This is a genomic window from Rickettsia endosymbiont of Lasioglossum villosulum (assembly GCF_964026455.1).
Taxonomy (GTDB): domain Bacteria; phylum Pseudomonadota; class Alphaproteobacteria; order Rickettsiales; family Rickettsiaceae; genus Rickettsia.
Genome location: NZ_OZ032152.1, coordinates 63,968 through 79,118, shown reverse-complemented (window position 1 = coordinate 79,118; position 15,151 = coordinate 63,968). Strand labels below are relative to the sequence as shown.

Below are 15,151 nucleotides of genomic sequence, written 5' to 3'. Positions count from 1 at the left end.
AGCATAATTAAATATGTATTGCCCTATCGTAAGCAGCTAGCACCGATTCGTGCATCATTTCCGATAAAGTCGGATGCGGGAATATGGTATTAATTAAATCTAGCTCTGTTCCCTCTAAATTCTTTGAAACTACATATCCTTGTATTAATTCAGTAACTTCTGAGCCTATCATATGTGCCCCAAGTAACTCACCGGTCTTAGCATCAAATATAGTTTTGATCAACCCTTCAGCGTCACCGCCAACTAGGGCTTTACCATTCGCCATAAAAGGAAACCTACCGATTTTTAGTTCATAGCCTAAGGCTTTTGCAGCTTCTTCCGTCAAACCGACACTTGCTATTTGCGGTGAAGAATAAGTGCAGCCAGGGATATTGTGCTTATTGATAGCATGAGGCTTTAAGCCTGCAATGTTTTCCGCTGCAATAATTCCCTCATGGCTTGCTTTATGTGCTAAACAAGGTGCACCTACTACGTCACCTATTGCGTAAATCCCTGATTCTGCTGTTTGCATCAAGCCATTAGCAACTATATAACCATTTTCTACTTTAACTTTTGTCTTCTCTAGCCCTAGATTTTCAGTATTTGCTATAATACCTACTGCCATAAGCAGAATTTCAGCTTGTAATTTTTGTGTTTTACCAGCTATCTCTAGCTCGACTTCTAAACCATCTTTCGATTTTGTTTGCTTAATCAGCTTAGCATTTGTAATAATTTTTATACCTTTTTTCTCAAAGCTTTTATGGGCAAGGTTTGAAATCTCTATATCTTCCACCGGTAATATTTTGCTATGTGCTTCAATTACTGTAACATCCACCCCGATAGCATTATAAAATGAGGCGAATTCTATACCAATTGCACCTGAACCTACAATAATCATAGATTTTGGCACATGCTGCGGTATCATAGCTTCCTTTGAAGTCCAAATTTGTTTACCATCTGGCTCGAATCCTTTTAAAACTCTAGCTCTTGCTCCGGTAGCGATAATAATATTATCTACTTTTATTTTAAGGTTATCATTAATATTTATTACCTTATTTGCTTCAAGCTTTGCTACTCCATCTATAACAGTAACTTTATTTTTCTTAAGTAGCATCTTAACGCCGCCAGCTAACTTATTTGAGATTTCTCTAGAACGCTCAACGATCTTATTAATATCAATTTTAGCAGAACCTGCATCAACGCCATAATCTTTAGCATGTTTTATATACTCAAACACTTCAGCAGATTTAAGTAGGGATTTTGTCGGAATACATCCCCAATTAAGACACACTCCACCTAAATGCTCTTTCTCTATTAATACAACTTTTTTCTTTAATTGTGCTGCTCTAATTGCAGCAACATATCCGCCAGGTCCACCACCTATCACGGCTATATCATACTGTTCCATGTTGTTCTTATTTTGTTGGTTGGTTTATTTTGGTTACTTGGTGTCACAGGCATTAACGTCATTGCGAGGAGAGGCAAAGCCTCGACGTGGCAATCTCATAAAACAGTACTATATTCCTGAGATTGCCACGCCACTTTCAGTGGCTCGCAATGACGGAAATAGGGATGACATTAGGCTATACTACTTTTTAAGAACCATCTATTTTTCTCGTGCACTTTAATCCGTCCAATAATCATATCGGCGGTCCCTTCATCACCTTCTGCTTGTGCGATTTTTAAACCTTTATATAAAGTATCTATTATAATATCTTGATCTTTTACAAGGCTTTTTAGCATTTCATTTGCAGAAGCATTAGGGTTTGGCTCACTTATAGATGCTAGTTTTATTAAGTTTGATAATGCCGGAACTTTAGCATCTAAAGTTCTTATTCGTTCAGCTAACTCATCTAGACTTTCTGCCAAATCTTCATATTGCCCTTCGAATAATAAATGCAGGCTTCTAAATTCAGCCCCTTCAACATTCCAATGATAATTTTGTGTTTTGAAATATAAGGCATAGCTATCTGCTAAAACCTGTTCTAAAGCTTTTATTACTTGCATAATATATACCTCTAATAAATGAATAATTAGTAGATGAAGTTTTATTTGGAAAAGAGCAAGGCACTTTGAAGCTTATAACCGCAGCGTACATACTAGTACGTGAGGATTATAAGCAAAAAGTAACGCCGCCAATTTTTCAAATAAAACGAGTATACTCCTATAAATAAGAAGTTATGAACTTTTTGACTTTATAGTATTTCATTTAATACTTCAAGTAAGTTGTAATATTTGTGCTGATTTAATATGATTTTCGGTGTGAGAGGATAGAAGTACAATACCACCACTATTTGCTTTCATGACAATTAAGTTATTTAGTAAATCTCTATTTTCTTTACTTAAATTGGTTTCAACTTCATCAAGCAACCATAGATCCGACTGGCAAGCAATAAGCCTTGCTAAAGCTACAACTTTCTGCAATCCACTGGATAAAGTATAGCATTTTTCATCTAATAAATCATATAATTTAAAATAATGAATGGCAGCATCTAGAGTTTCTACTGAATTATAAATCTCTGACCAAAATTTTAGATTTTCAAAAACAGTCATCTCAAGCTTTAGACCTAAATTATGACCAATATAAGTACAGTAAGGTTTAGAAATATTGTTAATATTAAGATTTCTATAGAAAATATTACCGTTACTTGGCTGCATAATGCCCGCTACCATACGTAATAGCGAAGTTTTACCACAACCATTAGCTCCTTTTATATAAGTAATAGCAGAATCTAAAAAAGTAATACTTAAATTATCAAATAATTGTTTTTGATATATATTAAATTTTAATTGGTGAAATGATAGCATTTTAGTATAGCTCTAATAATACTATATCATGATTAGGGTTGTCATCTAACTTAGTTTCTAAAGCTTGGCTTCTAACATTTATATCAGTTACATTATCAGCAGAAGATGGCAATTTTTCATTTGCCATTTCTTCTCCTGTAAATAATTTAGAGAAAATTGTAGATAATATACCAGATTTTAATTTCATGAGTTTAGTTCAGCATCAGCCCCAGCAAGTTCTGTATTATCCTGATTTTCTTGGTTGTTACCCATTCCTAATTTTTCACGAGCATTTCTTAAAGCTTCTTTATGGTCCGATGCTTCAGGATTGACAACATGGCTTACATCTATCCCTGTTGCTTTATTGACCTCTTGACCAACTGCTCTACTTGCATCATCTAGCTTCTCATTTACGTCTTTAACTGTTTTTTTTATTCTGTTTTTCATATAGACCTCAATTTTAAGTTCTATAATTAGAGTAACACTTGAATCTTTTATAATCAACTAGAAAAATTTAACTAACAAATTCTCTACTGACAAATGAAATACATTTAAAATAGAACTTGGCATTAGACCGAAATAAATAATTAGTACTATTAAAGGGGCAATTGAGATTATTTCGTAACTATATAAATCTCTGAAATTAATGATTTCTTTATTAGTAATTTCGCCTAGCATAACTTCTTTATATAGCTTCAGCATGTAAACAGCACCAAGAATTATACCGAGAGCTGCTAGGAAAGTTGCCATCACACTTGCCTTATAAATTCCAAGCAGGCTTAAAAATTCACCAATAAATCCGCTAGTTCCTGGCAAACCGACAGAGCCAAGCATTGCAATCATAAAAAACGTTGCAAGCACCGGCATTTTACTTGCAACACCACCATATTTAGCTATCTCTTTAGTATGTAACCTTTCATATAAAGTGCCGACTATTAGGAATAAGCAGGAAGAAATTATACCATGGCTTAACATTTGGAATAATGCCCCGCTAACTCCGCTATCAGTGAAGCTAAAAATACCTATAGTAACATAACCCATATGGGCAATAGACGAATAGGCAATCATTTTCTTCATATCTTTTTGAGCTAAGGCGACAAGGGAGGCATATATTATAGCAATAACACTAAGCCAAATTACGTAAATCGCAAATTCTTGCGATGCATTAGGTAGAAGTGGCAGTAATACCCTTAAAAAACCATAGCCACCAAGTTTTAGTAAGATACCAGCAAGAATAACCGAGCCGCTAGTAGGTGCTTGTACGTGAGCATCCGGTAACCATGTGTGAAACGGAATCATAGGAATTTTGATGGCAAAGGCAATAAAAATAGCCCACCATAAAATTTGCTGCACATGCAAAGGGAAATTATTAGTAAATTCGCCAATATTGCTTAAATCAAAGCTGTGAATCTTACTATAAATATATATTATCGATAATAAGAAAAATACCGAACCAAAGAAAGTATATAAGAAGAATTTAACAGCCGCATATATTCTATTCTCACCGCCCCATACTCCGATAATAATATACATTGGTACTAATATTACTTCGAAAAATAAGTAGAATAATAATAAATTTATTGAGGTAAATGCCCCTATACAAAAGGATTCCATTAATAAAAAACATACCAAATATTCTTTGATATATTTTTTAACAGTAAATAAGCTCCCAATAATACAAATAAGAGTAAGAAAGGAAGTTAAGCTTACGAAAAATATTGATATACCATCAATACCTACATGAAATTCAAGCCCAATTTTATCAAGCCAGCTATATCGTTCAACAAATTGATAAGCAGGGTTTGAAGAATCAAATTCTATTAATATATATATAGTTGAGATGAATGTTAAAACACTACTCAGCACCGCAACATACATTGTATGTATTTGTTTGTCGGGCTTTTTGCTTTGACTAATGAATAGCAAAATATATAGCACACTTATTAGCGGCAAGAAAATAGTAATTGATATGATTGGTAATTCTAACATTTTTTTAAGATTTTATAAGTTTTTCGTCATTCTTAGCAATGGCAATGGCTCATATGTTATTCTCGCTTAAGGCTTGCGTGCGTGGATTAGGTTTTTCGTCATTGCGAGAAGAAACTGAAAGTTTCGACGAAGCAATCCAGTAAAATGCATAGCATTTTTTATTAGTATTTTTAACTGGATCCCGTGAATAAATCACGGGATGACAGGGGAAAATGATCCACGTGGGCAAACCTTAAGCGGGAATGACACTACACGGCAACTAACCAAACAAAGTAACTAATTGTTACAACAACAAACAACACTACATATAAAGTATAATTAAAAATATATCCAGTTTGGGTTTTACCGGTTAAAATACTAAAACAATTAACACTCCTTGCAAAGCCATTAGGACCAAAACGATCAATTATTTTTTGATCACCAGAATAAAATAAACAAGCCAAGCAGTTAATAGGTTTTACTATTAAGAAATTATATAGCTCATCAAAATAGTATTTATTGATTAATATTTTAGATATGGTTGTCATCCCGTGGCTTGTCCACGGGATCCAGACTTTTTTATTTTTTTTCTGGATGGAGTTAGCAACCCACGGAATGACAGTGCCGATAACAATCCCTATTATTCCCACTATCGTTGGTAATAATTTAATATGCAAAGGTGGATGAGTAACTAATAGCTTATAGACTTGTAAATTAAGTAAACTATCATGGAAATAACCATTCGGTTTATCCATTGAAAGCAGATAATAACCAATCATCCCACTGAAAAAGCTTCCTGCGACTAATAAGGTAAGGGGATTATTCATTACTTTAGGCGGTTCATGAGCGTGTTCGAAAACATCTTTTTCTAGTCTAGTTTTGCCATGGAATACCAACATAATAATTTTCATTGAGTAAATAGCGGTAAGTATTGCAGCTAATATACCAAATATAAACATAAATGATCCGCTGCTATAAACCGCTTCTAAGATCGAATCTTTTGAATAAAACCCTGCAAGCGGATAGATCCCTATTAACGCAAGCGAACCGATTAAAAAATTTCCATAAGTTATAGGCATCTTATTTCGCAGCTCACCCATTTTAAATATATCCTGCTCATGAACAGCATGTATAACGCTGCCAGCTGATAAAAATAGTAAGGCTTTAAAAAAGGCATGCGTTACTAAATGAAATATACCGCTATTATATGCTGATACTCCGCAAGCCATAAACATATAACCAAGCTGGCTACAAGTTGAATAGGCGATAATTTTTTTAATATCGTTTTGCATAATGGCAATGCTTGCAGCAAAAAGGCAAGTAATACCGCCGATGATCGTGATGAATTGTAGCACCATAGGGCTGTATTCAAACAAATATGAACAGCGTGCTACTAAAAACACTCCTGCCGTTACCATAGTTGCTGCGTGAATAAGAGCAGATACGGGAGTAGGTCCTTCCATTGCATCAGGAAGCCATACATGTAAGCCTATCTGTGCCGATTTTCCCATGCAGCCGATGAACAACAATAAGCAGGCAATATTAAGGATAGAAATTTCAAAATTAGCTAGTAATATTTTTGTATTAGCTAATTTCGGAGCAAGCAAAAATACATCCTCATAATTTGCTGAATGACAATAAAAAATAATCGTTATTACGCCTAAAATAAAGGCAAAATCTCCGACTCTATTTGCTATAAAAGCTTTAATAGCTGCTTTATTTGCCGATTCTTTTGAGTACCAAAAACCAATTAGTAAATACGAGCAGACGCCAACTCCCTCCCAACCAAAAAATAATTGTAAGAAATTATCCGCCGATACTAGCATTAGCATAAAGAAAGTAAACAGCGATAGGAACGATAAGAAGCGTACTATTCCCTTATCTTCCGCCATATAACCAAGAGAATAAATATGCACAACGCTAGATACCCATGTAACAGCTATAAACATTATGCTTGTTAGCTGGTCTATATAGATCGACCAATCTACCTTAAATTGGCTAATTTCAATCCATGACAATAATTTTATATGGATTATATGCCCGTTTAACCCTGTGTGATAAAATATTATTAATGCAAATAATGCTGATAAAGATAAAAACGATGTGGCAACTATAGACGCTAGTTTTTTATCTATTCTTCTTACAAATAATCCGTTTATTAAAGCGGAAGCAAGAGGTAATACAATAATCATTATAGCAATGCTTTGATACATCTTTATCCCCTCATCTGATTGATATCTGTGACTTCAATCGAGCCTTTATTACGGAAATATATTAGTAATATTGCAAGACCAATAGAAGTTTCAGCAGCAGCTATAGTTAGAATTATGATGCTGAAAATCTGCCCCGATAATTCTTGCATATATACCGAGAAAGCAACAAAATTTATATTAACTGCAAGCAGCATTAGTTCAATTGACATTAATATATTGATAATATTTTTGCGATGCATAAATAATCCAAGCATCCCTATAGTAAAAACTAAACTGCTCAAAATTAAATAGTGGTTAAGCCCTATATATTCATTCATATTTGATATTCTCAATTCCTTTGTTTATAAAAGGTTTTGTCATTAATATAGCATTTTCTTTATTATGTGAAAGTTGTTTTGCGATATTTTGCCGCTTTACTCCGTCACGTTTTCTAAGAGTTAACGTAATACAACCAATCATAGCAACAAATAAAATAAGTCCCGCAATTTGGAAAGGTATCATAAAATCAGTATATAATATTTTTCCTATTGCTTTAGTATTTGATACATCACTTGCTATGGCAAACGATAAATCAGAACTAAAATGAATATTTTTAGTACCAAGTAAAATAATTACTACTAAATCAGCAAACATAATCAAAGATACAAAAATGCTTAAGATAGGCTTTTCCTTTAGCTGCATTATAGCCTTATTAAAATGCATATCCAGCATCATTATCACAAATAAAAATAATACTGCTACTGCTCCGACATATATGACTATTAGCATCATTGCTAAAAATTCTGCACCAAGCAATATCATAAGTCCAGAGCCGTTAATAAAGGCAAAAATTAACCATAATACTGAGTATACGGAATTTTTGCTCAAAACAACGCATAGACTGCTAATTATGATTAATATTGTAAATAAATAAAAAAATATAGGCATGAGTTATTATATTGTGTTTCCTCGTCATTGAGAGGATATGCATGGCAGATGACGGAGGCAATCTCGTAAAGACTCTTGAGATTGCTTCGTCGCTACGCTCCTCGCAATGACGGGTTGTATATTAAACCAATAAAGCGTTAGCGGCAAACTTGTCAATCATTGGCATAAATAAGACCTCGAGTTGTTTACGTATTACTTCTTGATCTTCTATCTTTTGTCCGTCTTTGCTTAAATTTATTTCACCTTTTACTACATGACCCATCACTGCGTCAATAATAGCTTTCTTATCATGCTTACCATCCATATATCTAATAGCAAGTTTTTCAAAGAAATTAACCCCTACTGGCTCATGTTTTAAATTTGTAACCCACATATAAGGAGTATGGCTTGCTTGATGTATCACAAGCTTCGTAGTTTTAGGCTTATCAAGCTCAGGTGTCTCTCTATGTTTCTGAGTAGTGATATTAATGTAACCTTGTAATACTAACTTCATTGCGTTTTCCAAAAGCTCAGCTTTTATTTCATTTAATTTAGTACCATGTAGCTTTTTATTAGCTTCCTCGGTTATTTTCTCAAAACTTAGAGGGTTATTAAGATGCTCACTAAAAGTATATAAAATAGCTTTCATGTAGGGTGAAGCAGTTGTTAAATTACTATCTTTATTGCCGTTCAAAAAGAATGCTAAGCTTTCAGAAGCATTATTAAGATCAACTTCTTTAAGCGATTTTTCAGGAACGACATTGAAGATCATATTAAATTTCATTATGTCTTCGTTATTAATATTTCTGTTGATTTTTACATCACTATGACATAATAAAGTAGCTCTAAAACGACGATTTATAATGAAATCCATATATTGTTCAGTTCTAACTATATCATTTACGACTTTTAACTGCTCTACCACTTTTTGTGGCATATTACCTAAATACATAGTAGAAAGGTTACAATCAGCTAAATATTGTAAATTATGCTTTCTAGCTTCATCCATAAATTCATGGAAGTAAAACTGAGCATTTTCTTCTTCTAAATGATCATGACGTAAATAATGATCTGTTTGTTTCGATAATAATCCAGCTTCGGTTTTTAATACTTCAGCATAAGGTGTTTTTGAATTCTCTAAGCTATCTTTAACAAAATCTAATAATAATCTAGATTGAGCTATTTTATCACGTACATTTGCAAATGAATTAGAATGATAAAGCATCATATCTCTAACTGTACGAACCATATTCCAGCCAGGTAGAGTATTATAACTGATATATGCTATACCGTTTTTGCTTAGGTTTTTATTACATACATCAAAAATTTTATCTCTAACGTTTTTTGATACCCAAGACATTACACCATGACAAATTATATAATCAAACTTATTTAAAGAATCATCAATATCAAGGATAGAACAATGATGAAATTCTATATTTTTCAGTCCGAGTTCTTTTACAGTTTTATTTGCTTCGTCAATTTGTACTTTAGATAAATCAATACCAACAAAATGAGCTTTTGGATAAAGAACAGCATGAGGAATTAAATTACCACCAGCAGCACAACCTAATTCTAATATTTTTGCGGTTTCCACATTAGGGGCATCTACACCGAAAAGAGTCGCAAGAGTGCTTAAATGAAAAGGATTAGTAAAGGAGTATGGATAGCTTTCATACGGCACTTCGTCATAAGTATTATGCTTTATTGCCCCATTAATAACAGGTTGCGTATTATGTTTTTCTTTCGTTGTTTTATCGTGACCATTAGGAAGATTTGAAGAATTACTAGCTTTTGAATACATATTTTTTCCTTATAAGTTAGATTAATTAGTACAGTTGCGATAATTAGCGTCATTACGAGGAGCGAAGCTTTGTTGCATAAATCATTTATCCATATACGCCGACAATACCTCCTCACAATGACAAAGCTACCATATAAATATTTCACAGAATCTTTAAAATGGCAATCTATAAGTAAATCCTATACCAAATTCTCCAACACCTATAGTTTTTTTAATAGGTTTTGCGGGTAAAAATTGTCCTGTTTTCATATCAAGTGTGTCATAATTAATTCTCACCCGATATACTGTTTGTAATTTTGCAGTTAGATCTACACTAAAATTTGAAGAAAGAGATTTTGAAACTCCGAGTCCTGCTTGCCAAGCAACACAATTTTTATGTGTTTTTCTTACTTTAAAATAATCGCTATTTATAACATCCCATTTTGAAGAGGTAGGCTTAACTTTTACCTGAGCTATACCACCACCTATTATTACGAAAGGAGTAATACCATTCATCTCTTCTAAGTCATAAATAAGATTTAACATATATATGTTCGAAAATACTTTAGTATTCCCAGGAGTTTTAGGTATAGTTAAACCATTGCTTAAATTTTGTGGTGGTAATACGTAATGCAGACGATATTTAGGTTGATAAGTTGCCGAGAATTCAACAGATATTTGCGGATAAATCGTATAACCTATTTTTCCGCTATACATACCTGCCCTTTTTAAAATAATTTCGGTATTAGAATGTTTATGGCGAAATTTACTAATAACAGGTTCAACTACGCCGCCTTCTCCTCCTATATAAAAGCCGGTTTGCTCGTTTATATTTTCTTCGGCAAAAACAGCATTAGTAATAAAAATGGATAAAGCAACAGTAAATAATTGTAGTAATTTGATCATTATATTTATCTTGGAAAAATTTTTAAGGATATTATATCTTTAGCCTATTGGCGGTCAACTATATTTTTTCTAATTACAGAAGCAAATATGCCCAATAGCAATAAAGTAATAGTAACAGTTAAAGAAATATAAGCCGGAATGGCTATATAATGATGAATAAATATTTTAATTCCAATAAATATTAAAATTAATGCTAAGGAGTATTTGATATAGCTGAATCGTTCAACAATTTCTGCAAGACAGAAGAATAAAGCTCTAAGCCCTAAAATAGCAAAAATATTTGAGGTATAAATAATATAGGCATCATTAGTAATAGCAAATATAGCGGGTATACTGTCTATGGCAAAGACTAAATCTATTGCCTCTATTAATACCAAAGAGATAAAAAGAGGAGTAATATATAGTTTTTTATTACGTGTAACAAAGAATTTATCCCCCTCCAAGTTAGACGTAACATTTAGATATTTTATTATTGACTTATAAAGATAAGAATTTTGTATATCAAAGGTTTTATGAGATACATAAAAAGTTTTTACGCCCGTAACAATAAGTATCACGGCAAAAATATATAATAACCAGGCGAATTTATTTATAAGCATAATCCCGCCATAAATCATTACAGCCCTAAAAGCTATTACGCCAATTATGCCAAAGAATAAAACACGATGTTGATATTTTTGCGGAATCTTAAAAAATTGGAAGATAATTGAGATAACAAAGATATTATCAAGCGACATAGCCTTTTCAATTAGAAAACAAGTATAATATTCACGTGTGCTATCTGCTCCCATATTATAATAAATATAAATGCCAAATAAGCAGGATATTGTAAAATAGAAAAGGCTAAAGAGTAAGCTTTGTTTAAAACTCATTACTTCGTTCTTTCTATGAATAATTCCTAAATCAAGAGCTAGTAAAGCAAAAATTATGGTGTAAAAAATAACCCAACTCATAACTTATCTCAACATTCTATATTGCATATGGAAATATAATCCACCACCACCCATAACTCTTAACTGGAATTTTATAGTATTTTCTCCTTGTTTTAAATAAGACTTGATATCAATAGGTAAATTACTAGCCTGTAGTGCTTTACCCTGATCATTACCATTGTTACATTGGTTTTTATTATCTAAGGAATCAACAGATGATATAGGTGCACTAAGAACTTTTGTATCATTAACATATACAAGCGTGCAATCATCATACCATAAGTTTTCTATTCTAAAATAGTCAATATCTGACATAATTGCATCTAAAGTTACTTTAAAAGTTATAGTAAATAATTTAGTCTGATCTGGCTCATTAGTTGCATCTATTTTTGACCCATCATTCGGATTGAAAGCCATATCATTCGGATTCCATGAACTTTGTATAGGCGGTACATTTAAGTAAAAATCACCCGTCTTAGTATTAGGATCATAAGGGGTAGTAGGTCTTATTGTTGAAGGCGGAAAATTATTATCACTGATTACTACTGGTAAACCTTTTGATTCTCTACAGCCAATATTTTGTCCTAAAGGCTCAAATTCAATAGTTTTTTTATCAAAATTTGATAAGCAATAACGCTTAAGGCTTGTTCCTTTTGGTTCCAGATTTGGATATGGATCTAAAGATGGATCTATTTCTACCCAATTAGGTGGACATCTACCCACTCTTAACTCTCCTATATCTGTTTCATCCCATAACGCATTACCATCAGCAGCTTGAGGAGACGTAATTGCGGAACAAACAGGAGCTAAAATAGGCGAACATAGATTTAACTCTCGCCAAGTTTTATCTCTTACATCTGAAACCTTAACATCATATGTTGGTTGATTAGGTTTTGCAGGATCATCACTAGGATAAAATGTAACTTTATAATATTGAGTAGCATCTAATATAGAGCCTAAATTAGATTTAGGTTCTAACCTATTTAAATAGTCTGTAGTTAAGACGCACACAGGAGTATTAGGATTATCATTATTAGTATAACAATTAGTATTATTAGCACAACTATAAATGGTAATACCTTTTCCTGCACCTGATAAAGTTTTTACTTGAGAACAACCGCTTGTACTTGCACATAAACTAAGATTTGCATAATTGGCAACTTCACTTTTAAATACGCTACAATCTACAGTATTTGACTGATCTAATTTAGCAAGCACACAATTTATTTGTTGATTATTATTAGGATTACCAGGTGTTGTTGATGGTGGTGGTGGTACAGGACTACAATGCTGGAAATTCTTAGGCATTAAGCAGGTATGCGTTCCACCTTGTACATATTTACCATTTATATATTCCAAATATTTTAAATAGACTGCATTTGGGTTCGGATTACCATTATTGTCATAAGGCGGTATATTATCTTTATATACGCCGTGAATTGTTATTTGGTTTAATGCATTAGGACCTGAAAATGGCATAGCAATATATTTATCATCCGGATATTTTGGCGGATCTTTAGGGATAAATGCAACAGAGGAACTATAATTATAACCAGCAAGCGTTACTATACTTTCTGTAGCATTAGGGTTATTAGGGTCAGGTGCTGCATATGATAATGGGGTTACAAGTGTGCTAGTTTGATCTATAATATTACTCTTATCATCTATTACTTGCATAGAAGCAACAAATTGTGGAGTATAATAGCTATTGCTTGGGCAGATAATTCTCGAATATTGTTTTTCACATTCATAAGTAGCTAAACTATATGAATCACTTACTCTAGGCACACATCCTGCTAAACTACTCGATTCAAATACACAGATATCTGCTGGATCTTGTGTATCTGTTTTAGTATTACTAATAGAAGCATAAAGGCTTCGAGGTTTATTGTTACTATCATTTAAAGTAAAGCTTTGCTGTATTGGCATTAAACTATCTTTATCTTGCTTTTGCTCTAAAGGAAATTGTACGCTTACATCAACAAACTGACCTATATTAGCTCCCCATATTTTTTGACAAGAAGTTGAGTTATTTGCTTCTGCAGTACCACAATCAGGTATATCGCTTATAAAATAATCACTAGGAGTTTCAAGGCTACCCATAACCTGCGAATATACTATTCTAAAACCTTGATTACAACCATTAGCAGTGACATCGCAAGGTAATTTTATATTTGTATTAATGCAAGGAGCACCATTTGAAGAACTACTACAAGGTTTAATAAAATCTGTATAAGCAGTGGCTACGTGAGCACTACTTGCTGAAGTAAATACCCCTTTTATTTCTACACAAGTATTAAGATCAGGATTGGTACCGGTACAAATCGGTATAAGATTATTAAAACTAACACGTACTGTATTATTAATAATATTATTTCTAACATTTGACACTACGCAAGGCAAGACAACGGAAGATTGATTAAAAGTTCCATCAGGGTTTTTAACACTACATACATTATTAACGACCGCAGGAACGCTAAGCTCGTTTAAACTTTTACAAAATGGCGGCGGGTAAGGACCTAAAGGTAATTGTACACAACCGAAAGAAAAATCATCTACAGAACCGTTTAAAGACCCAAAAGTTTCAATGATTGGTATTATTACCTTATTAGGGAAGAAATTAAATAGGTCACCTATAGCGTTAAGTACAGTTTGTAGTACTTTTATTATTTCTGAATCTTGACTTATCATACCAAGAAGTTTAGAAAGTAAACTCGGTATATTTGCCCCACCGAGTGTAGTAACTAAAAATTTTAATACTTGGGCAATTGGACTCAACTTAGTAGTTTTATGTAGGGGTTGACTATTAGGATTCCAGTCCACAAGGTCAGTATGTACTCCTGAATCTGAAACAAGATTTACAAGACCTGGATCACTATATGCACAAAGCTTAGGGGAAGAAATAGTAAGTATTTGTCCGTCTACCCCAACTATAGTATCGTCACTATCGGTAAAACCAACTTTATTAAGATGAAATCCTGCAGTATATCCAGGATCAGCAGGGGAAGGATCAGAATTTATTCCAGGAGGAGGTGCCATTGCAGGCACTGCAATTCTGGCACAAACTCTAGTTAGCGGTAAGCCATAACCGGTTGGCCATAATACGCATTGTCCATCCCAATTTAAATTAGCGTTCTGAGACCAACAAGCAGCAGCATTACAACTTTGAATTCTAATAGTTATTTTAGGAGTAAAATAGGTACTGTCTGGTGACGCTTGAGCACATCTATTTAATACAAAAGGTACAAATCTACCAGGATAATCAAATTGTAATAAACAATTATCAGTACCACGACCATCACTTTTATTCCAAGGAGGACAATTTGCACCTGTTTTAAATGTCTTTGTTATTTCATTTGGACCTTTATTCCAAGTTTCTGTTCTTTCACTTTGTCCACAATTACAAGGATCAGTAATACAACCACCTATATCACCCCAAATACTGGCATGTGTATTAATTGAGCAAAATAGAAATAAAAAAAATAATAAATATTTTTTCAACACTTTGGGTAATTGTTATAAAATAGTTGTTAAATAGTCGTATATACTTCTAGTAAGAATTCTTATTAGAAAAGTTGGTATACGAAGATCAACTTCAAAAAGAGCAAGAAGTTCATAAGACGAGGAACGGAACGTATACTTAATACGTGAGTACCGGAGTACTTATAGAACGACGT

The 15,151-nt window shown here is 33.0% G+C and carries 13 protein-coding genes; all 13 read right to left on the bottom strand.

What is annotated here, in order from left to right; genetic code table 11:
* Positions 1 to 7 precede the first annotated feature (7 nt).
* The 13 genes from lpdA to AAGD49_RS00330 all read right to left on the bottom strand — a co-directional run bounded on the left by lpdA (position 8) and on the right by AAGD49_RS00330 (position 14,978).
* The gene (gene lpdA, locus AAGD49_RS00390; protein ID WP_341788668.1) at positions 8 to 1,387 is read right to left on the bottom strand and encodes a dihydrolipoyl dehydrogenase; all 1,380 of its coding nucleotides are present in this window, start codon (positions 1,385 to 1,387) and stop codon (positions 8 to 10) included.
* 170 nt (positions 1,388 to 1,557) lie between these two features.
* Complete coding sequence (locus AAGD49_RS00385; RefSeq protein ID WP_341788667.1) at positions 1,558 to 1,986, bottom strand: Dps family protein; 429 nt, start codon at positions 1,984 to 1,986, stop codon at positions 1,558 to 1,560.
* A 210-nt stretch (positions 1,987 to 2,196) separates the two neighbouring features.
* A complete protein-coding gene (gene ccmA, locus AAGD49_RS00380; RefSeq protein WP_341788666.1) occupies positions 2,197 to 2,787 on the bottom strand; it encodes a heme ABC exporter ATP-binding protein CcmA in 591 nt (196 codons plus the stop codon).
* A gap of 1 nt (position 2,788) precedes the next feature.
* Complete coding sequence (locus AAGD49_RS00375) at positions 2,789 to 2,974, bottom strand: hypothetical protein (RefSeq protein WP_341788665.1); 186 nt, start codon at positions 2,972 to 2,974, stop codon at positions 2,789 to 2,791.
* Positions 2,971 to 3,213 carry a hypothetical protein gene (locus tag AAGD49_RS00370; protein WP_341788664.1) on the bottom strand — a complete coding sequence of 81 codons (243 nt, stop codon included), beginning with the start codon at positions 3,211 to 3,213 and terminating at the stop codon, positions 2,971 to 2,973. The genes AAGD49_RS00375 and AAGD49_RS00370 overlap by 4 nt, the downstream gene beginning before the upstream one ends.
* Positions 3,214 to 3,270: 57 nt before the next feature.
* Positions 3,271 to 4,755, bottom strand: coding sequence for an NADH-quinone oxidoreductase subunit M (locus AAGD49_RS00365; RefSeq protein ID WP_341788663.1), 1,485 nt, complete (start codon positions 4,753 to 4,755; stop codon positions 3,271 to 3,273).
* A gap of 248 nt (positions 4,756 to 5,003) precedes the next feature.
* Complete coding sequence (nuoL, locus tag AAGD49_RS00360) at positions 5,004 to 6,947, bottom strand: NADH-quinone oxidoreductase subunit L (protein ID WP_341788662.1); 1,944 nt, start codon at positions 6,945 to 6,947, stop codon at positions 5,004 to 5,006.
* 2 nt (positions 6,948 to 6,949) lie between these two features.
* Positions 6,950 to 7,264, bottom strand: coding sequence for an NADH-quinone oxidoreductase subunit NuoK (gene nuoK / locus AAGD49_RS00355; RefSeq protein ID WP_016948103.1), 315 nt, complete (start codon positions 7,262 to 7,264; stop codon positions 6,950 to 6,952).
* Positions 7,257 to 7,874, bottom strand: coding sequence for an NADH-quinone oxidoreductase subunit J (locus AAGD49_RS00350; RefSeq protein WP_341788661.1), 618 nt, complete (start codon positions 7,872 to 7,874; stop codon positions 7,257 to 7,259). Before AAGD49_RS00350 ends, nuoK begins: the two co-directional genes overlap by 8 nt.
* Positions 7,875 to 7,995: 121 nt before the next feature.
* On the bottom strand, positions 7,996 to 9,657 hold the full coding sequence (locus tag AAGD49_RS00345; RefSeq protein ID WP_341788660.1) for a class I SAM-dependent methyltransferase: 1,662 nt from the start codon (positions 9,655 to 9,657) through the stop codon (positions 7,996 to 7,998).
* A 153-nt stretch (positions 9,658 to 9,810) separates the two neighbouring features.
* A complete protein-coding gene (locus AAGD49_RS00340) occupies positions 9,811 to 10,542 on the bottom strand; it encodes an outer membrane beta-barrel protein (protein ID WP_341788659.1) in 732 nt (243 codons plus the stop codon).
* Between the two features lie 44 nt (positions 10,543 to 10,586).
* Positions 10,587 to 11,495, bottom strand: a complete 909-nt coding sequence (locus tag AAGD49_RS00335) for a TerC/Alx family metal homeostasis membrane protein (RefSeq protein WP_341788658.1) — start codon at positions 11,493 to 11,495, stop codon at positions 10,587 to 10,589.
* A 3-nt stretch (positions 11,496 to 11,498) separates the two neighbouring features.
* Entirely contained in the window at positions 11,499 to 14,978 is a 3,480-nt protein-coding gene (locus AAGD49_RS00330; RefSeq protein WP_341788657.1) for a hypothetical protein, read from the bottom strand.
* Positions 14,979 to 15,151 lie beyond the last annotated feature (173 nt).